Source organism: Tabrizicola sp. (assembly GCF_041911175.1).
In the GTDB taxonomy this organism is placed as follows: domain Bacteria; phylum Pseudomonadota; class Alphaproteobacteria; order Rhodobacterales; family Rhodobacteraceae; genus Tabrizicola.
Genome location: NZ_JAYRPN010000136.1, coordinates 1 through 21,061, shown reverse-complemented (window position 1 = coordinate 21,061; position 21,061 = coordinate 1). Strand labels below are relative to the sequence as shown.

At 67.2% G+C, this 21,061-nt stretch carries 17 protein-coding genes and 1 pseudogene; 6 read left to right on the top strand and 12 right to left on the bottom strand.

Annotation, left to right across the window (positions count from 1 at the left end):
• The 8 genes from ACE3P6_RS19030 to ACE3P6_RS18995 form a co-directional block, all read right to left on the bottom strand.
• On the bottom strand, nucleotides 1-945 hold a 945-nt coding region (locus tag ACE3P6_RS19030), incomplete at its 3' end, for a branched-chain amino acid ABC transporter substrate-binding protein (protein ID WP_374398014.1).
• Between the two features lie 110 nt (nucleotides 946-1,055).
• The gene (locus ACE3P6_RS19025; RefSeq protein ID WP_374398013.1) at nucleotides 1,056-1,400 is read right to left on the bottom strand and encodes a DUF6867 family protein; all 345 of its coding nucleotides are present in this window, start codon (nucleotides 1,398-1,400) and stop codon (nucleotides 1,056-1,058) included.
• 31 nt (nucleotides 1,401-1,431) lie between these two features.
• Nucleotides 1,432-2,157 (bottom strand): ABC transporter ATP-binding protein, encoded by a 726-nt coding sequence (locus tag ACE3P6_RS19020; RefSeq protein WP_374398012.1) that lies wholly within the window; start codon nucleotides 2,155-2,157, stop codon nucleotides 1,432-1,434.
• Nucleotides 2,154-3,032, bottom strand: coding sequence for an ABC transporter ATP-binding protein (locus ACE3P6_RS19015; protein ID WP_374398011.1), 879 nt, complete (start codon nucleotides 3,030-3,032; stop codon nucleotides 2,154-2,156). Before ACE3P6_RS19015 ends, ACE3P6_RS19020 begins: the two co-directional genes overlap by 4 nt.
• A complete protein-coding gene (gene livM, locus ACE3P6_RS19010) occupies nucleotides 3,032-4,426 on the bottom strand; it encodes a high-affinity branched-chain amino acid ABC transporter permease LivM (protein WP_374398010.1) in 1,395 nt (464 codons plus the stop codon). The genes ACE3P6_RS19015 and livM overlap by 1 nt, the downstream gene beginning before the upstream one ends.
• 5 nt (nucleotides 4,427-4,431) lie before the next feature.
• Nucleotides 4,432-5,334, bottom strand: coding sequence for a branched-chain amino acid ABC transporter permease (locus ACE3P6_RS19005; protein WP_374398009.1), 903 nt, complete (start codon nucleotides 5,332-5,334; stop codon nucleotides 4,432-4,434).
• A gap of 188 nt (nucleotides 5,335-5,522) precedes the next feature.
• Nucleotides 5,523-5,975, bottom strand: coding sequence for an SAM-dependent methyltransferase (locus tag ACE3P6_RS19000; protein WP_374398015.1), 453 nt, complete (start codon nucleotides 5,973-5,975; stop codon nucleotides 5,523-5,525).
• A gap of 2 nt (nucleotides 5,976-5,977) precedes the next feature.
• Nucleotides 5,978-6,109, bottom strand: coding sequence for a molybdopterin-binding protein (locus ACE3P6_RS18995; protein WP_374398008.1), 132 nt, complete (start codon nucleotides 6,107-6,109; stop codon nucleotides 5,978-5,980).
• A gap of 411 nt (nucleotides 6,110-6,520) precedes the next feature.
• Here ACE3P6_RS18995 and ACE3P6_RS18990 point away from each other — a divergent pair, with 411 nt between their 5' ends.
• Entirely contained in the window at nucleotides 6,521-6,748 is a 228-nt protein-coding gene (locus ACE3P6_RS18990) for a hypothetical protein (protein ID WP_374398007.1), read from the top strand.
• Here ACE3P6_RS18990 and ACE3P6_RS18985 read toward each other — a convergent pair.
• Nucleotides 6,726-6,995, bottom strand: coding sequence for a hypothetical protein (locus ACE3P6_RS18985; protein ID WP_374398006.1), 270 nt, complete (start codon nucleotides 6,993-6,995; stop codon nucleotides 6,726-6,728). The two genes, ACE3P6_RS18990 and ACE3P6_RS18985, sit on opposite strands and share 23 nt — an antisense overlap.
• On the opposite strand from ACE3P6_RS18985, the pseudogene ACE3P6_RS18980 reads away from it, so the two are divergent.
• Nucleotides 6,886-7,134 (top strand): annotated as a pseudogene (locus ACE3P6_RS18980) (iron chelate uptake ABC transporter family permease subunit); the annotation flags it as partial. The gene ACE3P6_RS18985 and the pseudogene ACE3P6_RS18980 overlap by 110 nt on opposite strands.
• A gap of 108 nt (nucleotides 7,135-7,242) precedes the next feature.
• Here ACE3P6_RS18980 and ACE3P6_RS18975 read toward each other — a convergent pair.
• Entirely contained in the window at nucleotides 7,243-8,628 is a 1,386-nt protein-coding gene (locus ACE3P6_RS18975; protein ID WP_374398005.1) for a sensor histidine kinase, read from the bottom strand.
• Nucleotides 8,629-9,015: 387 nt separating this feature from the next.
• Between ACE3P6_RS18975 and ACE3P6_RS18970 the strand changes: the two genes are divergently transcribed.
• The 4 genes from ACE3P6_RS18970 (at nucleotide 9,016) to ACE3P6_RS18955 (ending at nucleotide 19,460) form a co-directional block, all read left to right on the top strand.
• Nucleotides 9,016-9,204 carry a hypothetical protein gene (locus ACE3P6_RS18970; protein WP_374398004.1) on the top strand — a complete coding sequence of 63 codons (189 nt, stop codon included), beginning with the start codon at nucleotides 9,016-9,018 and terminating at the stop codon, nucleotides 9,202-9,204.
• Entirely contained in the window at nucleotides 9,201-17,663 is an 8,463-nt protein-coding gene (locus ACE3P6_RS18965; protein WP_374398003.1) for a GH36-type glycosyl hydrolase domain-containing protein, read from the top strand. Before ACE3P6_RS18970 ends, ACE3P6_RS18965 begins: the two co-directional genes overlap by 4 nt.
• An 87-nt stretch (nucleotides 17,664-17,750) precedes the next feature.
• Nucleotides 17,751-18,047: a PRC-barrel domain-containing protein gene (locus ACE3P6_RS18960; protein ID WP_374398002.1), complete on the top strand. Its 297-nt coding sequence runs from the start codon at nucleotides 17,751-17,753 to the stop codon at nucleotides 18,045-18,047.
• A gap of 138 nt (nucleotides 18,048-18,185) precedes the next feature.
• Nucleotides 18,186-19,460 (top strand): sorbosone dehydrogenase family protein, encoded by a 1,275-nt coding sequence (locus ACE3P6_RS18955; RefSeq protein ID WP_374398001.1) that lies wholly within the window; start codon nucleotides 18,186-18,188, stop codon nucleotides 19,458-19,460.
• Nucleotides 19,461-19,467: 7 nt separating this feature from the next.
• On the opposite strand, the gene ACE3P6_RS18950 is transcribed toward ACE3P6_RS18955, so the two are convergent.
• On the bottom strand, nucleotides 19,468-19,824 hold the full coding sequence (locus tag ACE3P6_RS18950; RefSeq protein WP_374398000.1) for a response regulator: 357 nt from the start codon (nucleotides 19,822-19,824) through the stop codon (nucleotides 19,468-19,470).
• Between the two features lie 14 nt (nucleotides 19,825-19,838).
• Nucleotides 19,839-20,855, bottom strand: a complete 1,017-nt coding sequence (locus tag ACE3P6_RS18945; RefSeq protein ID WP_374397999.1) for an HWE histidine kinase domain-containing protein — start codon at nucleotides 20,853-20,855, stop codon at nucleotides 19,839-19,841.
• Nucleotides 20,856-21,061: the final 206 nt, after the last annotated feature.

The window sequence follows — 21,061 nt, the reverse complement described above, 5'->3', positions numbered from 1 at the left end:
GGCGGCGGCGGCGGCGGCGGCCACGACCTGGACCGCGGCATTGGAGTAGAGCGTGTAGGCCTCAGGCTCGAAGCCCTCGGCGCGGAAGGTCTCGACCAGAGCCTGGGCCTCGGGGCGCAGGCGCGGATCGGGGGCGAAGGTGTTCATCGTGCCCGCGACCGCGTCGCCGGCGATGGCGGCGAGTTCGTTCGACACGATGCCGTCGCCCGACATCAGCGGCACCTTCAGCCCCTGGTCGGCCATCTGCCGGATCAGAAGGCCGGCCTCGGTGTGCAGACCGCCGTAGTAGACCAGCGTGACGCCGGCTTCCTTCATCTTGGCGATCAGCGCCGAGAAGTCCTTGTCGCCGGCGTTGATGCCTTCGTACATCACCTCGGTCACGCCGCCCTTGTTCATCGCCGCCTTGGTCAGGTCGGCAAGGCCCTGGCCGTAGGGCGTCTTGTCATGGACGACGGCGATCTTGGCGTCCTTGAAGTGCTCGGCGATATAGGCGCCGGCAATGTCGCCCTGCTGGTCGTCGCGGCCGCAGGTCCGGAACGTGTTCCACATGCCGCGTTCGGTGTAGACCGGGTTGGTGGCGGCGGGCGAAACCTCGAGGATGCCGTTTTCGGCATAGACTTCCGAGGCCGGGATCGACACGCCCGAGTTGAAGTGGCCGATCACCACCTTGACGCCGTCGGCCACGAACTTGTTGGCGACCGAGACGCCCTGTTTCGGGTCGGACTGGTCATCGCCCAGCGTGATCTGGATCTGTTCGCCGTTCATCCCGCCGGCCGCATTGATGTCGGCGATGGCTTTTTCGGCACCCTTCTGGATCTGCGCGCCGAAGGCTGCGTTGGGGCCGGTGAGCGGTGCGCCCACGGCGAGGATGACATCGGCCCAGGCGGCGCTCGCAAGCCCCAGAGAGGCCGCCAGCGCAAGGGCCGAAAGGACGGATTTCTTCATTGGAAAACTCCCATGTTGCACGGAACCCTTCGTAATCGGTCAGCCGCCGGTGTTCCGCTCACCGTGCCGCTGCGCGCACCACCCGGCGATCGCCGGGCGGCGGAACCCGGTCATTTCGACGCCCAGCCGAAGGGCGAGGTCTTGCGGTAGAGCCAGTAGTACTGGGTCGTCATCTGGCGCGTCCGCGTGAACCGGTATCCGGCGTATGCGAACACCAAAAGGATCGCGGTATCAACCAGATAATAGTGTATCGACAGGAAGGTGCCGGCAAAGAGCGCGTGGTGGATGAAGCGGATCGCCACACCCAGAAGCGCCACGTAGGCGACCAGCGCCCCGAGGTCGCTCCAGCTTTCCGCCGCCGCGCGTCCGGTGCGCCAGGCCGTCCAGCCGCCCATCACGAAGGTGATCAGCGCAAAGGTCAGGACCGATGGCTCCTCATACAGGATTCCCTGCATCGCTACGCACTCCCCCGTATCGTCACCGGCATCAGTGATGCCCCCCTTCCAGATAGGCCGCGCGGACCTCCGGGTTCGACAGCAACTCCCTGCTCGGCCCCGACATCGTGATCTTGCCGTTCACCAGGACATAGCCGCGGTTTGAAAGCTTGAGCGCGGCGAAGGCGTTCTGCTCCACCAGGAAGACCGTCAGCCCCTCTTGCTGGTTCAGGACCCGGATCGCCGCGAAGATCTGCTTGACGATCAACGGCGCAAGACCCAGCGAGGGCTCGTCGAGCAGCAGCAGCTTCGGCCGCGCCATCAGCGCCCGCGCGATCGACAGCATCTGCTGCTCGCCGCCCGACAGCGTCCCGCCGCGCTGGTGCTGGCGTTCCTTCAGCCGCGGGAACAGGGTGAAGACCTTTTCCACGTCTTCCCTGAAATGCGCCTGACCGTCGAGGCTCGCCCCCATCTGGAGGTTCTCCAGCACCGTCATGCGGGGAAAGATCCGCCGCCCCTCGGGCGACTGGGCGATGCGGCGACGGGCGATCAGATGCGTCGGCATCCGGGTGATGTCGTCACCCTCGAAGATCACCCGCCCGCTGCGGGCCTGCGGCGATCCGCAGACCGTCATCATCAGGGTGGACTTGCCCGCGCCGTTGGCGCCGATCAGGCAGACGATCTCGCCGCGGCCGACCTCGACGTCGACGCCGCCCAGGGCACGGATGTTGCCGTAGTAGGTCTCGACCCCCTCGACGCTGAGAAGTGCATCCCTCATGCCCCGGCCCCCTCGGTCGTGTGCGTGATCTCCTCCAGCACCTCTTCCACCTCGTCGTCCTCGACGCCGAGATAGGCCGCGATGACCTTCGGGTCGTTCTTTACTTCCTCGGGCGTGCCGTCGGAAATCTTGATGCCGTATTCCAGCACCACGATGTGATCGGAGATTTCCATGACCACCGACATGTCATGCTCGATCAAGAGAAGCGAGGTGCCGGTCTCGTCGCGGATCGCGCGGAGAAGCGCGTTCAGCTCCGTGCTTTCGCGCGGGTTGAGGCCGGCCGCGGGTTCGTCGAGGCAAAGAAGCTCGGGGTCGGTGCACATGGCGCGCGCGATCTCGAGCCGGCGCTGCGCCCCGTAGGGCAGGTCACCCGCCGGATCGTCGGCCCGCTCGACCAGCCCGGCCTTTTCCAGCCAGTGCTTCGCCTTCCGGGTCGCCTCGGCCGAGGCCTGCCGGTAGGCCGGAAAGCCCAGAAGCCCCAGCACGGTGTAGCCGGATGCCCGCATCAGCATGTTGTGCTGTGCGACCAGCAGGTTTTCCAGAACCGTTAGCCCGGTGAACAGCCGGATGTTCTGGAAGGTGCGTGCGACCTTGGCATGATGGTTGATGCGGAAGTCGTTCAGCCGCTCCAGATGGAACTGGGTGCCGTCGCGCTGGATCAGGGTCTGCATGCCCATCGTCGGCCGGTAGAAGCCGGTCACGCAGTTGAAGACGGTGGTCTTGCCGGCACCGTTCGGCCCGATCAGTGCGGTGATCTCGCCCCGGCGCACGTCGAACGACAGGTCGTTGATGGCCAGAAGCCCGCCGAAGCGCATCGTCAGATGCTCGACCCGCAGGATCACGTCGCCGGTCATGGTCTTGTCCTGCCCGCCCATCAGCCGTGCCCCTCCTTGGTGAAGCTGCCGGAGATCGCCTTGCGTTCGTGCAGGAAGGCCGTGGGCTGGCGCGTGCCGACGAAGCCGCGCGGTTTCAGCACCATCACCACCACCATCGCCAGGCCGAAGATCAGCATCCGGTACAGCTCGGGCGTGAAATCGTCACCGAACACCGCCTTGAGAAAGCTCATCTCGCGCAGCAGCTCGGTGCCACCGATCATCACCGCCGCGGCGACCGCGATGCCGAAGAGCGAGCCCATGCCGCCCAGGACGACGATGGCAAGGATCACCGCCGATTCGAGGAAGACGAAGGATTCGGGCGAGACGAAGCCTTGCCGCGCGCCAAAGAACGCGCCGGCAAAGCCGCCGAACATCGCGCCCGTGGCAAAGGCCGTGAGCTTCGTCGTCGTGGTGTTGATGCCGAGCGAGCGGCAGGCGATCTCGTCCTCGCGCAGCGCCTCCCAGGCGCGGCCGATGGGCATCGCCCTGAGCCGCATCGAGACATAGGCGGTCAGCGCGCACATCGCGAGGATGACGTAGAAGAGGAAGATCTTGTAATAGACCGAGGACATCGGCAGGCCGAAGACCTTGGCGAAGTTGTTCGGCGCCGAGACATCGAACGACCAGATGCCGAAGACCGAGGCCTTGGCGATGCCGGACACCCCGAAGGTGCCCTTGGTGACCTCGGTCCAGTTGATCAGGACAAGGCGGATGATCTCGCCGAAGGCCAGCGTCACGATCGCCAGATAGTCGCCCCTGAGCCGCAGCACCGGAAAGCCGAGGATGACGCCCCAGCAGGCGGAAAGGATTCCCGCGATCGGCAACAGGAGCCAGAACGACAGCCCGAAGTTGCTGGACAGCAGCGCGTAGGAATAGGCGCCGACCGCGTAGAAGGCGACATAGCCGAGGTCGAGAAGACCGGCGAGGCCCACGACGATGTTCAGCCCCCACGCCAGCATCACGTAGATCAGGATCTGGATGCCGAAGTTGTCGACGAACTTGAGCGAGCCCTGCACCCCGACAAGCGCCACGATCACCGGCGGGAACAGCACCAGCGCGGCGAAGCCGACGATATGCAGGTTGCGGCGGATCAGGCCCTGCGGTTGCGGCGCCGCCACCGGCCGCGCCGCCCGCGCCGCCTTGCGCGATGCAAGCCAGGGGCCGATGGCGACGATCATCAGGAAACGGCCCGCCATCGCCACGGCGATGAAGACGGCCAAGAGCCCCCAGCGCTGGGTGAGGACCAGTTCGTTGCGGATGTTCTGGTCGGTCTTCAGCCCGACGAACAGCACGAACATGCCGAAGGTGATCAGCCCGGCGAAGAGCGACTCGCGCAGCGCCCGGGCGAAGAGGCCGCCCTGCCGAGCCTCGGGAACGGTGGTTTGCACGGCCATCCTGGTCACACTTTCTCGATTTCAGGGCGCCCGAGGATGCCCGAGGGCTTGAAGATCAGCACGATGGCGAGGATCGAGAACGTCGCCACATCCTTGTAGTCGATCGAAAAATAGGCCGACCACAGCGATTCGATCAGCCCGATCAAGAGCCCGCCCAGAAGCGCGCCCGGCAGCGAGCCGATGCCGCCCAGCACCGCGGCGGTGAAGGCCTTGACCCCCGGGACGAACCCGTCGGAGAAGACGGTGACCCCGTAATACATCAGGTACATCGTGCCGGCGACGCCGGCCAGCGCGGCCCCCATCACGAAGGTGATCGAGATGGTGCGGTCCACGTCCACGCCCAGCAGGGCCGCCATCTTGCGGTCCTGCTCGGTGGCGCGCTGCGCCCGACCGAGCGAGGTGCGGTTCACCACGAACCAGAACACCGCCATCATCGCGACGGTGATGATCACGATCAGGATCTGCTTGAGCGAGACCGAGATGCCCCAGAGGTCGTAGACCCTCGAGACCAGCGGGGGAATCGGCTTGTTGCGCGGGCCCTGCGTCACCTGGATGAAGTTCGACAGCACGATCGACATGCCGATGGCGGTGATCAGCGGCGCAAGCCGGAACGAGCCCCTGAGCGGGCGGTAGGCGATCCGCTCGATGGTCCAGTTCCACAGCGAGGTCATGACGATCGCGATCGCCATCATCACCACCAGCGCCACCGCGACAGGGACGCTGGCGAAGATCGCGGTCAGGATCAGGAAGGCGATGAGGGCGGCGAAAGCCCCCAGCATGAAGACGTCGCCGTGGGCGAAGTTGATCATGCCGATGATCCCGTAGACCATCGTGTAGCCGATCGCGATCATGCCGTAGATCGACCCCAGCGTCAGACCGTTGACGGTCTGCTGGATGAAATACTCCATTCCCCTCTCCCTGTCTCCGCCCGACACCCCGGCGGCTCCCCTGCGCTTTGCGCGCGTCCGGCCGTTCGGCGGCCAGTGGCTGTTACCGCAACCTTTTCAGCCAAACGGGGGGCGGTCAAGATGCAACAATCCGGCCCGGGCCGGCGGACCGCGCCGCGATCCGCGCCATCGCGCAGTCGAAATCCCGCTCAGGCCGGGTTCAGGCGATGCGGCTTGATGTCCAGAAGCGGGGTGCCCGACACGCAGTCGAGCCCCCGCACCACAAGGCAGGGCCCGTCCAGCGTCATGAGCCGCACCACCGAACTGGCGATCGGGTTCGGCCGGCAGGGCGAGCGGATCGCGAAGGTGCCAAGCGTCTGGCCGTCATTGCGGGGCGATTGCAGCACCAGATCGCGCCGTGCCCGGTCCATCCAGTAGAGCAGTTGCAGCCCGTCGCCGGCCGTCAGCCCCTTCAGAGCCGCCTGCCAGCGCGGGTCCAGAATCACGCGACAATCGGGGCCGTGTTCGGCATCGCCTCCGCGCGGACATTCGGCGCGGAGCGTCCAGGGCGTTTCGATCCGCCCGATGAAAATCAATCCCGCGTCGCGGGTTGCGGGCAGATCGGCCAGCTCCTCGCCGGCACGAACCTCGGCTGTATCCACGCTCAAGGCTTGCCGACCATCACGTCCGACGCCTTGATCACCGCGAAAGCCTCGTCGCCGACGGCCAGACGCAGCTCATCCGCTGCGGCCCTGGTGATCGAACTGGTGACGACTGCGCCGCCGCCGAGGGTCAATCCGGACGATCGTGGTCACGACGCCCGGCTCGACCCCGACGACCTTGCCTTTCAGGACATTGCGTGCGCTCAGTTTCACTTTGTCCTCCTGTCAAAGGGCGACAGCCGCCGGAATGACTCTGGTCCGATCCGGGGCAGATATGCGTGGCATTCTGCCTGTCACTGTCGCAGAATCGGCGCCCTATGGGCAATCGGTATTTTTTGGCGGACATATCGTGACCGACCCCACCGGCCTACCTGCCGGGAACGGCAAGCATCTTGCCGGTGGGCGCGGGCCGACAACCCTGACCATCCGCCGGCACCAGGGCGGCCCCCTCCGACATCCGGTGATGCCGCAGTCGGGCTGGTTGACAACCGGGTCGGCCTGCGTGTCGATATGTTTATCTGAACATAACGAATCAGGAGCGGCCCATGATCACCCTCATCAAGCGCTGCAAGCGCCACGGCATCCTGCTCGGTAAAAACGCCGACAGGTTGGAAACCGATTTCACCGAAACCTTTCCCGCGGCCCGTTTCGATCCGGAGGCGAAGGAATGGGTCATTCCGTGGGAAAAGGGCTTCTACGCGCAGTCGAACGCGGTGCTGGAACAGTTCTTCGTTGCGAGGGGAGAGACGCTCAGCCATATCGACGAATGCTGATGGCCGCACCGGATTCCGTGACGGCCTCGCCGCGCATGACACGTTTCGCCACGGTTACGGCGGGCCTGGTCATGGCGCTGGCGGCGCTGGCGGTGTTCTCGCTTGGCCTTGGCCGGGTCGCGGTTCCGGCGCGGACGGTGATGGCGATCCTGACCGCGCCGCTGACCGGCGCGCCGGGGGACTGGCCGGCGGCATTCGGGCAGATCGTGCTGGACGTCCGGCTGCCGCGCATCATTGCCGCCGTCATGGTCGGCGGCGCGCTGGCCGCGGCCGGCGCGGCCTACCAGAACCTGTTTCGCAACCCGATCGTGTCCCCCGACATTCTGGGGGTTTCCGCCGGGGCGGGCTTCGGCGCCTCGCTCGGGGTGATGCTGAACCTGGGCAGCGCCGGCATCCAAGGGGCGGCCTTCACCGGCGGGCTGACGGCGGTGGCGCTGGTCTTTGCCGAAACCGGCACGGATCCCTTCACGTGTTGCTCCGGTGCGGACCAGCGGTCAGGGATCGGACAGGCTTGCCAGTGGCGCGACCATCGTCCACAGCAGCCCTTCCGGCCGCCATGTCGCGGAAGCCTGCGCCCCGAGGTTGCTCGAGGCCAGTTCCAGGACCCTCGACCCGAACCCGAGCGCCGCCGGTGCGACCACGGTCCGGGCCGGCACCTCTTCTTCCCAGGCAAACGACACCTCTGCCCCCCCGACCTGTTCGATGGTCAGCCGCACGGTGCCGGAATTCGCCAGCGCCCCGTATTTCGCGGCATTGGTGGCCAGCTCGTGAAAGATCAGCGCGAGGTTGGATGCGGCTTTCGTGCTCAGCGGAAGATCGGGGCCGCTGACCACGACATGGGCACCCCGTTCTGCGTTGAAGGGCGCAAACAGCCGGTCCAGCAGCGACAGCATGGTCCCGGCCTGGTTCATCTGCTCGTCCGTCGGGATGATCTGGGCATAGGCTGCCGCCATCGCGGCAAGACGCCCCTGGAAGCTTTCGAACGCCGCACCGGACTCCGGCGCATCGCGGGCGGAAAGGCGCGCCATCCCGCCAAGGACGGCAAAGATGTTCTTGATGCGATGCGCCAGTTCCCTGGCCAGAAGGTCAAGCTGCGCCTCGCGCGCCTTCTGCTCGGTGATGTCGAACACGACGCCCGCAAACTGTGCCGGCCGGCCATCGGGCCCAAGCTCGCAACTGCCGGTCGCAAGCAGCCAGCGTGGGGTGCCGCCGCTGTCGAGGCGGAACTCGGATCGGTAGACCCCGCCTTGCGCCATCGCGGATTTCATCTGCCGGGCGAAGGCGTCGCGATCGGCCCTGTGGATCGGTCTGAGCACGGCCTTGAACGGGATGCCCCTGGCGGCCTGGTCGGGCGCCATGCCGAAGGTTTCGCCAAAACGCCGGTCACCCTGAAGCAGGCCGTCGGCAGCGTTCCACTGCCAGGTTCCGACCCCTTCGGCGGCGTCGAGTGCGAGGTTCAACTGCTCGGCGGTGCGCTTCAGCCTCTCCTCTGCCGCCCGCTGCTCGGTGACGTCCCGGTTTTGCCCGACCATCCCGAGGAAGGTTCCGTCGGCGGAAAACCGGGGCCTCGCCGAGGTATGGAGAATGCGCCAGACCCCGTCGGCCCGGCGGTACCGCGCCTCGGTCTCGAAGGGGATGTGTCTTTGCATGGCGTTCGCCTGCACAGACCAAAGCCGCGCGACATCGTCGGGATGCAGCGTCCTGTCCCAACTGAAATCGCCAAGGTCGGGCCGAACGCCCCAGAATTCGCGCTGCTCGCGGTTCAGATAGACGCAATTGCCCTGTTCGTCGCCCAGCCACAGCATCGCCGGTGTCGCCTCGACGATGATGAACCTCGCGTCATCCTCGTCGAGTGGCGGCCGGTGCGGGCTGTCGGGCATGGCTGTCGCCTGAACATCAGGAGGAGAATGCGGCTGCGGAACACTGGAAGACAGACCCGCGGACGGGGGGGTTTCAGCAGGATCCCCTCGATCTGGGGTCACGGACGTCATCTGCAACAACAAGTTTGCAGTATTGCACGAAAACGCCAGCTCAGCCAGAGCGGGCGCGCGGGATTTTGCCGTTTGGGAAACAGGCCGTTTCCACGGAAAACACAATAATTTGTCTCACCGACGGTTTTCGGGACGCTGGCGGCCGCGCGGAAACCTGCCGACGACGGATCGTGAAGGAACCCGTCCCGCCCTTACCCCGTTCACTCATGTGGGCGCCGGAAATCGGTCGGTGCCCGAAGGCTGCCCGGGCCTGCCCGGACCCGAAAGGACAAAGCGATGAACTGGGATCAAATCGAAAGCAAGTGGTCTGCCATGACAAGGCGGGTGCGCCTGGAGTGGGGCGGCGAGGCCGGGAAGGAACAGCAGGCGACCGTTCCGGGCACGGCCGTGGTGGCGGTCGAGATGGTGATGGTGCAGGAAACCGGCCTTGAACGCGGGGTGCCGAAACGGACGGTCCGGATTTGACGGCAGCCGACATCCTGCATTCGCTCGCTGCGGCGATAGGGCGGGACAGGAAGGGATCGGCGGCAGTCTGGCAGGACAAGGCGCCGATCCGTGCCGAGCTTTTCGGCATCGAACGGCTGGAGCATCACGCCGAAAGCCTTGCCGCCGCCCAGCAGGTCGCACCGGCCCGGCGGCCGCGGGTCCAGAGCCTCGGCAGGCGCGTCAGGGAGAATGCGGCGGTTCTCCTCGACGCTTACCGCATCTGCGCCAGGGCGGTGCAGGAAGGCCAGCCGATCGCCCCTGCCGCGGAATGGCTGCTCGACAACTTCCACCTCGTGGAACAACAGCTCAGGCAGATCGGCGACGACCTGCCGCCGGGCTACTACCGGCAGCTTCCGAAGCTCAGCGACGGGCCCTTCGCGGGGTATCCGCGGGTCTTCGGGCTGGCCTGGGCCTATGTCGCGCACACCGACAGCCTGCTGTCCGGACAGGTCCTGCGCCGCTACGTGACGGCCTACCAGCAGGTCCAGCCGTTGACGATCGGCGAGCTCTGGGCGATCGCGATCACCCTGCGCATCGTTCTGATCGAGAACATGCGGCGGCTGGCGGTGGAGATCATCGAAGGCCACGCCCAGCGTCTGAGGGCCGACCAGCTTGTCGATGACGTGCTCTCGGCGCGCACCCGCGCCGAACACTCGCAAGCGCTGGCGTTCCAGAAGGCGATCGCGCCCCACGAAAACCTGACCCTGTCCGAAACGGTCGCGGCGCAGATCGCCAAGCGCCTGCGCGGCTACGACCCGGCACAGATGCCGCTTCTGAACTGGCTGGAAGAGCGCCTGCACCACGACGGCAGGACCATCGACGATGTCGTCACGCAGGCGCAGTTGCGGATGGGGGCATCGAACGTCACGATGCGCAACATCGTCACCTCGATGCGGCTGGTCTCCGACATGGACTGGGCCGAGTTCTTCGAGGATGTGAGCGTGATCGACGCCCGTCTCAGGGCCGAGACGACGTTCGGCTTCATGGATTTCCCGACACGCAACCGCTATCGGACCGAAATCGAGATCCTGGCACGCGGCTCCGGGCACAGCGAACAGGCGGTGACCGACACCTGCCTTCGCCTTGCGGCCGAAGCGGACGGACCGCGTGACAGCGATCCCGGCCACTGGCTGATCGGCAGGGGCCGCCCGGTTCTGGAAGCGTCCCTGTCGTTCCGGCAATCGCCGGTCAGGCGCTTGCGCCGCTGGATCGGGCGCCACGCCCTGCCCGGGTATCTGGCGGCGATCATGCTTGTTGCGGTCGGGTTCCTGGCGACGGCGCTTGCCCTCGCCCATGCCGCAGGGGCAGGCCTGCCGGCGATCGTGGCGCTTGCGATCACCGGCATCGCGGTCGCGGTCGAGGCCGCAACGGCCGTCACCAACACGGTGATCACGCACACCGCCGTCCCCCATCCTCTCCCGTCCCGCAACCTTTCAAAGGGCATTCCGCCCGACCTCCGCACCCTCGTCGCGGTGCCGGTGCTTCTGCATGACGCGTCGCTCATCCTGCACCAGATCGAACAGCTCGAGGTCCATCACCTTTCCAGCGTCGGCGGCGCGCTGCACTTCGCCCTTCTGTCCGACTTCGCCGATGCGGATGTCGAAAGCACCGAGGACGAGGTCGCCCTGAAGGGCATGGCGCTCGACGCGATCCATCGGCTCAACCTGCTCTATCCGTCCGAAGACGGCGCGCGGTTCTTCTTTCTGCACCGCCACCGCCAGTGGAACCCCGCAGAGGGGGTCTGGATGGGCTGGGAACGCAAGCGCGGCAAGCTGATGGAGCTGAACCGCCTGCTGCGCGGCGCCCGGGATACCAGCTTCACCGTCCAGAGCGGCCCGCTTCCGCAAGACATCCGCTACGTGATCACGCTGGATGCCGACACCAGGCTCTTGCGCGACACCGTGCACAGGCTGATCGGCAAGATCGCCCATCCGCTGAATCATGCGCGGTTCGACAGCTCCGCCAGACGCGTCGTCGACGGCTATGGCGTCATGCAGCCCCGCGTCAGCGCCGCCCTTCCCCTTGGCGCCGAGGGATCGGTCTATCAGCGAATCTTCTCCAGCCCCGGCGGGATCGAGCCCTATGCGGCGGCGACCTCGGACCTCTACCAGGATGTCTTCGGCGAGGGGTCCTTCACCGGAAAGGGCATCTATGACGTCGATGCGTTCGAGGCAGCCCTTGCCGGGCGGGTTCCCGACAACGCCATGCTCAGCCATGACCTTTTCGAAGGCGTGTTCGCACGGGCGGCGCTGGCCTCCGACGTCGAGGTGATCGAGGATTTCCCGACGCGCTACGACGCGGACCGGAGCCGTCATCACCGCTGGGCGCGGGGCGACTGGCAGCTTCTGCCGTGGATATTCGGCAAGCGGCGCCATGCCGATGGCGGCGTGCCCGCCGTGGGCCGCTGGAAGATGATCGACAACCTGCGCCGTTCGCTTCTGGCGCCGATGGTCCTCGCGACCCTGCTGGCCGGCTGGCTTTCGGGTCCCGCGGTTTCGCTCCTGTGGACGGTCTGGGTCCTGCTGATGCTGGCGCTGCCGCGGCTTTTGCCCTTGCCTTTCGGCATCGTGCCGACCCGCACCGGCGTGACCCTGCACAGCCACCTCGCCGCCCTGGCGAAGGACACGCTCACCGCGCTGACCCATGTCGCCCTCGTGGTGGTGTTCCTTCTCGACAGCGCCGCGGTCATGCTCGACGCCATCGTCCGGACGATCTGGCGGCAGGCGGTCTCCCGCCGCCACCTTCTGGAATGGGTGACGGCCGAGCAGGCGAGCCGGGCGGGGCCCCCGACACTCGTCTCCGCCTTTGTGCGCATGGCCCCGAGCGTTGCGGCGGCGCCATGCCTGGCGGTGCTCGTCTGGTGGCTCTCGCCCGGCACGCTCCCGCTCGCCTTGCCCTTCTGCATCGCCTGGAGCCTTGCCCCGGCGCTCGCGACCTACATCAGCAGGCCGGGTCCGGCCGTCCGCGCCGAGAGGTTGACGCCGGAACAACGCCAGGCGCTGCGATCCATCGCCCGCCGCACCTGGCGGTATTTCGAGACCTTCGTGACCGAGGAGGAAAACTTCCTGCCCCCCGACAATTTCCAGGAGACGCCGAAACCGAAAGTCGCCTCGCGGACCTCACCCACGAATATCGGCCTCTACCTGCTGTCGACGGTTGCGGCCCATGACCTTGGCTGGATCGGCCGCACCGCCGCCGTCCATCGCCTCCGCGATACGCTGGCGACGCTTGAAAGGATGCAACGCTTCCGCGGGCACCTCTACAACTGGTACGACACCCGCGACCTCAGGCCCCTGGACCCGCCCTATGTCTCCTCCGTGGACAGCGGCAATCTGGCAGGCCATCTCGTCGCGCTGTCTCAATCCTGCCGCGAATGGCTGACCTCGGCCCCGAAGGACCACGACGTCCGCCAGGCGGTTCTCGACTCGATCGACCTCGCGCGCCAATCGCTCCTGGCGGATTCCGAACTGGAACAGCTTTCCGATCGGCTGGCCAGTCTCGCCCGCTCGATCGAGGACAGGGCCGCGCCGCTTGAGGACTTCGCGTCGCCTCTGGTCGCCCTCGGTGATCAGGCGCTGGTCGTCGGGGGGGAAAGCTCGGAAGCTGCCTATTGGGTCGCTGCTGCCAGCCGCAGCCTTGCCGACCACCTCGCCGACCGGGCCGGGCCTCCCGACGCGGCCCTGCTCGAAGATCTGGCGGCCACGGCGCACCGGCTGGCGATGGAGATGGATTTCGGCTTCCTGTTCGAGCCCGACAAGAAACTTCTGCTCATCGGTTTTTCCGTCGCGACCAACCGGCCCGATGCGAACTGCTACGATCTTTTGGCCTCCGAGGCGCGCCTCGCCAGCCTTTTCGCGATCGCCAAGGGTGATGTCGAGGCGCGGCACTGGTTCCGCCTCGGGCGCGCCTCCACGCCGCTCGGGGCAAGTTCGGCGCTGATCTCGTGGTCGGGCAGCATGTTCGAATATCTGATGCCCTCTCTCGTCATGCGGGCGCCGGAAGGGTCCATGCTCGCCGAGACAAACCGCATGGTCGTGGCGCGTCAGGAAGCCTACGGCGCCGCAGTCGGGATACCCTGGGGCATTTCGGAATCCGCCTTCAACGCGCGGGATCTGGAGATGACCTACCAGTATTCCAACTTCGGCGTGCCCGGGCTCGGCCTCAAGCGCGGCCTGAGCGAAAATCGCGTCGTCGCGCCCTATGCCACCGGACTGGCGGCGATGGTCGATCCGGCCGCCGCCGCCCGGAACTACGCGGCCCTTGCCGCGCTCGGCGCCGAAGGCCGCTATGGTTTCTACGAGGCGATCGACTTCACGCCCGCCCGCCTTCAGGCCGACGAGGACTACGCCATCGTCCGCAGCTTCATGGCCCACCATCAGGGCATGACCATCGCCGCCATCGCCAACATGCTCCAGGGCGGCAGGCTGCGTGACCGGTTTCATTCCGAGCCGATGGTCCAGGCCTCGGACCTGCTGTTGCAGGAACGCGTCCCCCGCGATGTCGCCATCTCGCTGCCACGCGCGACCGAAGTGACGGTCGCATCCGAGGAAGACAGCGAAAACCTCGGCCTGCGCACATTCTCGTCCCCCGCCCAGGCAATGCCGACCGGGCATATCCTCTCGAACGGCAACTACGGCGTGATGCTGACGCCGACGGGCGAAGGCTACAGCCGCTGGCGCGACATCGCCGTGACACGCTGGCGGGGCGAACCCACCCAGGCCACCTTCGGATCCTTCATCTTCATGCGCGACACCTCCGGCGACGTGGCATGGTCGGCGGCGGTTCAGCCGACTGGCGCCGGGCGCGAATTGCACCGGGCGGCGTTCAATGAGCATCACGCGGCTTTCACCCATCAGAACGCGCGGTTGACGACAACCACCGAGGTGGTCGTCTCGGCCGAGGACGATGCCGAGGCGCGCCGCGTCACCCTGACCAACACCGGCCGCCGCGCGCGAGAGATCGACGTCACCTCCTATGCCGAACTCGTGCTCGCACCGCTCGCCGCGGATATCGCCCACCCGGCGTTCTCGAAACTGTTCGTGGTGACCGACTACCTGCCGGAGCTTGGCGTGATCATCGCCACCCGGCGCCGACGGTCGCCCGAGGAACCCGAGGTATGGGCCGCCCACATCGCCGTCGTCGAGGGCGAGGAAACCGCTCCGATCCAGATCGAGACCGATCGCGCCCGGTTCATCGGCCGGGGCCGGACCATCGGCGATGCCGCGATGGCCGGGGCGCCCTTGTCCGGCACGGTCGGCACGGTTCTCGATCCGGTATTCGCGATCCGCAGGCGCGTCAGCGTCCCGCCCGGCGGCACCACGCGCATCACCTTCTGGACGATGATCGCGACCTCGCCCGAAGCGCTTCTCGATCTCGTCGACCGTCACCGCGACCCCTCGGCCTTCGCCCGCGCGGCGACGCTGGCCTGGACGCAGATGCAGGTGCAGTTGCGCCATCTGGAAATCACCCATGCCGAGGCAGCGGAGTTTCAGAGGCTCGCCGGCATGATCCTGCGCAACGATCCGCGGCTGCGCGCCTCTGCGGCGCAGATCGCCGCCGGCGCCGGCCCGCAGTCGACGCTCTGGCCCTGGGGCATTTCGGGCGATCTGCCGATCGTGGCGTTGCAGATCGAGGATGTCGACGACATCGGCACCCTGCATCAGGCCCTCAGCGCCCACGAATACTGGGGCATGCGCGGGCTTGCCGTGGATCTGGTCATCCTCAACGACCGCTCGTCCTCCTATGTGCAGGACCTTCAGAATGCCATCGAAAGTGCGGTCCGGGCGGCACGCTCGCGCCCCGGCGCGGACCATGTCCATTCTCCCGCGCGCGGGTCGATCCATACCCTGCGCTCCGACCTGATCAGCCGCGAGGCCAGGGATCATCTCCTTGCCGTTGCCCGCGTCATCCTTCTCGCCAGCCGGGGCGAGATCGGGACCCAGTTGCGCGCCCTTCGCCCCGCGGCTGTCTCCGCCCCCGCGCCACCCCGCCGGCTGCCGGCGACGGCCGCCGACCCGCCGGTTCCCGATCTAGAGTTCTTCAACGGCTTCGGCGGCTTCGCCGAGCGGGGCCGGGAATATGTCACCGTGCTGAGCAAGGGCCAGACCACGCCCGCGCCGTGGATCAACGTCGTCGCCAATCCGCGTTTCGGCTTTCAGGTCTCGGCCGAGGGCAGCGGCTTTGTCTGGTCGGAAAACAGCCGCGAGAACCAGCTCACGCCCTGGTCGAACGATCAGGTCTGCGATCCGCCGGGCGAGGCGATCTATCTGCATGATCCATCATCCGATGCGCTCTGGACCCCGACAGCGCTGCCGATCCGGGGGCAGGGGACCTATGTCGCGCGCCACGGTTTCGGCTATTCGACCTTTCTCCATGCCGCCAACGACATCGCGTCCGAGATGACGCAGTTCGTGCCGCTGGAAGGCGCCGTCAAGGTGACGCGCCTGACCTTGCGCAACACCGGCGCGACCCGGCGCCGGCTGAATGTCACCGCCTATGCGGAATGGTCGCTGGGCAGCGCGCGAAGCACATCGGCGCCGCATGTCGTGACCTGGAAGGACCCCGCCACCGGGGCGCTTCTGGCGAGGAACAGCTTCACCACGGCCTTTCCCGGCCGCGTCGCATTTGCCGACCTGGGCGGGCAGACCGACAGCCTGACGGCCGACCGGGCGGAATTCCTCGGCATCGGCGGAACCCTCGCCGCGCCCGCCGGTCCGGGCGATGCCGCGCTCTCCGGCCGCACCGGCGCCGGACTTGACCCCTGCGCCGCCCTGCGGCGGAAGGTGGCGCTGAACCCCGGCGAGACGGTCGAGATCCTGTTCCTTCTGGGCGAGGCCGAAAGCCCCGGTGCCGCAAGCGCCCTGGTCACGCGCATGCGCGGCGAAGACCCCGTGCTGACACTCGATCGGGTGAAGCAGTTCTGGACCGACCAGTTGACCGCGGTGCAGGTGGCCTCGCCGGACCGGGCGATGGACATCCTGCTGAACGGCTGGCTGCTCTACCAGACGCTCGCCTGCCGGGTCTGGGCGCGCGCCGGGTTCTATCAGGCCAGCGGCGCCTACGGCTTCCGCGATCAGCTTCAGGACGGCATGGCCCTGGCCTTCGGCCGCCCCGACCTGACGCGCGAGCACCTCTTGCGCGCGGCGGCCCGACAGTTCCCGGAAGGCGACGTTCAGCACTGGTGGCTGCCCCACTCCGGGCAGGGGGTGCGGACCCGCATCTCGGACGACCGGGTCTGGCTCGGCCATGCCGTTGCCCATTATGTCGCGGTTTCCGGCGACGGCGGCGTGCTGGACGAACAGGTGCCGTTCCTTCATGGCCCGGCGCTTCTGCCCGGCGCGCATGACGACTTCGCCCAACCCGCCGTCAGCGAAGACACGGCAAGCCTTTTCGAACATTGCGCCCTCGGGCTGGACCAGGCGATCCTCTTGACCGGCGACAACGGCATGCCGCTGATCGGCACCGGCGACTGGAACGACGGCATGAACCGCGTCGGCGACGGCGGCAGGGGGACCAGCGTCTGGCTCGGCTGGCTGCTGATCGCGACCCTGGAACGCATGGCCCCGATCGCCGACGGGCGCGACCCGGAACGGGCGGAGCGCTGGCGGGCGCATGCGCGGTCGGTGAGGGCCGCCATCGAGACCCACGGCTGGGACGGCGAATGGTATCGCCGCGGCACGTTCGACGACGGCACGATCCTCGGCTCGTCCGGTTCCGCCGAATGCCAGATCGACAGCATCGCCCAGTCCTGGGCCGTGCTGTCCGGCGCAGCGCCGCGTGACCGCGCCACGACGGCGATGGCATCCTTCACCAAACGGCTGGTCCGCCGCGATCCGGGGCTCGCCCTCCTCTTCACGCCGCCTTTCGACCGCACCCCCCTCGATCCCGGCTATATCAAGGGCTATCCGCCCGGCCTGCGCGAAAACGGCGGCCAGTACAGCCACGCCGCAATGTGGGCGGTTCTGGCGCAGGCAAGGCTCGGCGACGGCGACGCCGCCGGCGATCTGTTTGCGTTGCTCAATCCGATCAACCACGCGTCGTCGCGGGCCGCGGCCGAGCGCTACAAGGTCGAGCCCTACGTGATCGCTGCGGACGTCTATTCCACCGGTCGCCACGAGGGGCGGGGCGGCTGGACATGGTATACCGGCTCCGCCGCCTGGATGTATCGCGCCGGCATCGAGGGGCTTCTCGGCCTCACCCGCCGCGGAGACTGTCTGCATCTCGCGCCCTGCTTCCCCGCCGCGTGGCCAAGGCTTTCGGCGACCGTCCGGCTCGGCAGGGCGCGCTACGAAATCACCATCCTCAACCCGCACCGCAGCGGCAGGACCGTCACCGGGGCCACCGTGGATGGCGATCCGTTGCAGGTCCTGCCCGAGGGCGTGGAAATTCCGGTGACCGACGGCGATCACAGCGTGACCCTCACGCTCGGCCAGGGCTGACGACGCCTGCATCCGGGCGGGAACATAACCCGTCCGGCGGGGTTGAAGAGACACCCGATTTCGCAAACCTGACCTGGAGGAGCGCAGATGGACCACAGCAGACATACCCGCCTCGCCGAAACCGAACTGAACGAAGCCACCCTTCTCGACATGCCGATCTACGACATCGAGGATCGCAAGGTCGGCACCGTGTCGCACGTCCACGGCAACGGCCACGCGGTTCAAGTCATCGTCGATGTGGGGGGCTTCCTCGGCATCGGGGCGAAACCCGTGGCGCTCTCCTCCGATCAACTGGATTTCATGCGCGACTCGAACGGCGATGTCCACGCGCAGACCTCGTGGACCAAGGAACAGATCAAGAGCCTGCCCGAACACCATCACTAGGGTCCCGTTACACCGGACAGACCGGTCAGACAGCGTCCCGCCCCCCCAGGGGGGCGGGGCGCGATGACCGTCAGAGCGGGGGCTGCGATGCTCACAGCAAGCGGATGGTTTAAGGTCGTTGCACTGGGTGTCGCTGTGATGTCAGCAGCGTCCTGCGAGAAGGCCGGCTACAACGTCTCGCAGGGCTACGGGCCGGATCCCGTCCTGCCCGCCCCGAAGCCCCAGTTGATCCCCACCGTCCACATCGCCCCCGCCAGGGGCTGGCCGGAAGGCGCGACGCCTGCCGCGGCCCGGGGGCTTCGGGTGAACGCCTTCGCCAGCGGGCTCGATCACCCCCGGTGGCTGCATGTCCTGCCCAACGGCGATGTCCTTGTGGCCGAAAGCAACGCGCCCGCCCGGCACGATGCAGGGTCGGGGCTCAAGGGTTTCGTCATGGGGCTGGTGATGGCCCGCGCCGGTGCAGGCGTGCCAAGTGCCGATCGCATCACGCTTCTGCGGGACGCCGATGGCGATGGCGTGGCCGAGACGCGGTCTGCCTTCCTTACCGGCCTGCATTCCCCCTTCGGCATGGCGCTGGTCGGCGACCGGCTCTATGTCGCCAACACCGATGCCGTCGTGGCCTACCGATACCGGCCGGGCGCACTTCATGCCTCGTCTCCCGGCACCACCGTCGCCCGCCTGCCCGCCGGGCCGATCAACCATCACTGGACCAAGGATCTGATCGCCAGCCCCGACGGCAGATTCCTCTACGCGACGGTCGGCTCGAACAGCAATGTCGGGGAAAACGGCATGGCGGCGGAACGGGATCGTGCCGCGGTGCTTCGGATCGACCTGCGGAGCCACCGCGTCACCGCCTTCGCGACCGGCCTGCGCAACGCCAACGGCCTGTCATGGCAGCCGGGCAGCAAGGCGCTGTGGGTCGTGGTGAACGAACGCGACGAGATCGGCAGCGACCTCGTGCCGGACTACATGACCTCGGTGCGCGCCGGCGGGTTCTACGGCTGGCCCTACAGCTATTTCGGCCAGCATGTCGACGCCCGCGCCCAGCCGCCGCGCCCCGATCTGGTGGCGCGGGCGATCGTGCCGGACTATGCGCTCGGTCCGCATACCGGCTCGCTGGGCCTGACCTTCAGCGCCGGCAGCGCCTTGCCCGACGCCTATCGCAACGGCGCCTTCGTCGGCCAGCATGGCTCGTGGAACCGGGTGCCGCGCTCGGGCTACAAGGTGATTTTCGTCCCGTTCTCCCGCGGAAAACCCGACGGCCCGCCGCGGGACGTCCTGACCGGCTTCGTCGACACGAGCGGTCGGGCGCTCGGCCGACCCGTCGGCGTCAGGATCGCCGGGGACGGCGCGCTGCTTGTCGCCGACGATGTCGGCAACACGGTGTGGCGGGTCGCGCCTGCAACAAGATGACGCTGCGTCAGGCCCCGGCCAGCCGCGCCAGCAGCGCAAGGAGCCGCTTCTCATCGATCGGCTTTTCCATGCGGGGGCTTTTCGCCAGCGCCCCATGCCCGGCCAGATGCGGGCTCGAATAGGCGCTGGTGAAGACGAAGGGTATCTCGAGGTGCTGCAATGTCTCGGCCACGCGGGTCGACATTTCCTTGCCGAGCTGGACATCGAGCAGCGCCACGGTCGGCGTCTCACCCTCCAGAAGCTCGATCGCCGATTTCACCGAGGCCGCCGGGCCGATCACGCGCCAGCCCTCGGCCTCGAGCATCTCCTTGAGGTCGAGCGCGACGAGGAACTCGTCTTCGACAATCAGAATGCTCTTTTCCATTGCCGGCCTCCGGTTCAGGGCGTTGGCTCCGGGAGGGGGGCAAGCGGAAAGGTCAGTTCTGTCTCCAGACCACCGGCGGTGAACCTCTGCTCCGCCCGGCCTCCCAGAGAGTAGGCCACGGCCGACTGGATCAATTCGGTTCCGTATCCCGGGGCGGATGGCTTCCCGACGGGAGGACCACCGGCCTCACTCCAGTCCAGCCGCAGCACCCGGGTGTCGCGATCCACCTTCCAGCCGAGATGCACCCGGCCTCCGGGAACCGAAAGCGCGCCATATTTGGCGGCGTTCGTGGCCAGCTCGTGCAGGACCAGACCGAGGGTGAGCAGCCGGTCGGATGCCAGGGGAGGATCGCCGTCATGCTCGATCACGATGGCGTGCCGATCCCTGTAGGGGGCCAGGATCCGGTCCACCAGGGTGCTGAGCCGCGCCTCGTCCGCCTCGCCGAAGGTCAGCACATGCGCCTCGGACAGCGACTGCAACCGCCCGAGAAGGTCCTCGCGGTATTCCGCCGCAGAACGCCCTTCGACCCTGGTCCGCCGGGCAATCGCCTGCGTCACCGCCATCAGGTTCTTGATCCGGTGCTGGAGTTCGCCGGACAGGATGTCCCTGGCCATGTCGCGCTGGATGCGCCTTGTGGCATCTATCAGCGACAGCAGAAGCGAACTGCTTGCATTTCCCGGCGTCTGCAACACCCGTGCCGTCACCAGCATGGTCCGCGGGCCCAGACCGGGAAAGTCGTGATCGACCCTGTAGTCGATCACGGCCGTCGACCGCGGAATGACCTCTCCCAGCAGGCGGCGCAGTTCGGGTATGTCCCACTGGCCATTGCCCAGCTCGTAGAACGGCTTGCCGACGGTGTCGAAACTGTCGACCCTGAAGGTCTCGAAAAAGGACCGGCTGGCGGCCTGGACACGAAGCTGGGCGTCCAGAACGACGAGGGGATATTCGACGGTGTCGACGATCCCCTGCGCCTGAACGTGGTCGGCGCGGAGAATCCGATAAAGATCATCTATCGTCATGAATTGCGTCATCCCATCAGGCACAGGCCATTTCACGGCAATTTCTGTCGTGCAACCTGGGCGCGCGATCGAGGTCCTGTTCAGCCGGAAATTGTGTGCCGGTCCCAGGCAAGTCAAGCAAGGCGCCACAGCACGGCGGTTTCCGGCCGATCATCGGGCCGCGGTCACTGGGGCCGCGGTCACGGGGGCCGCGGTCACGGGGGCCGCGGTCACGGGGG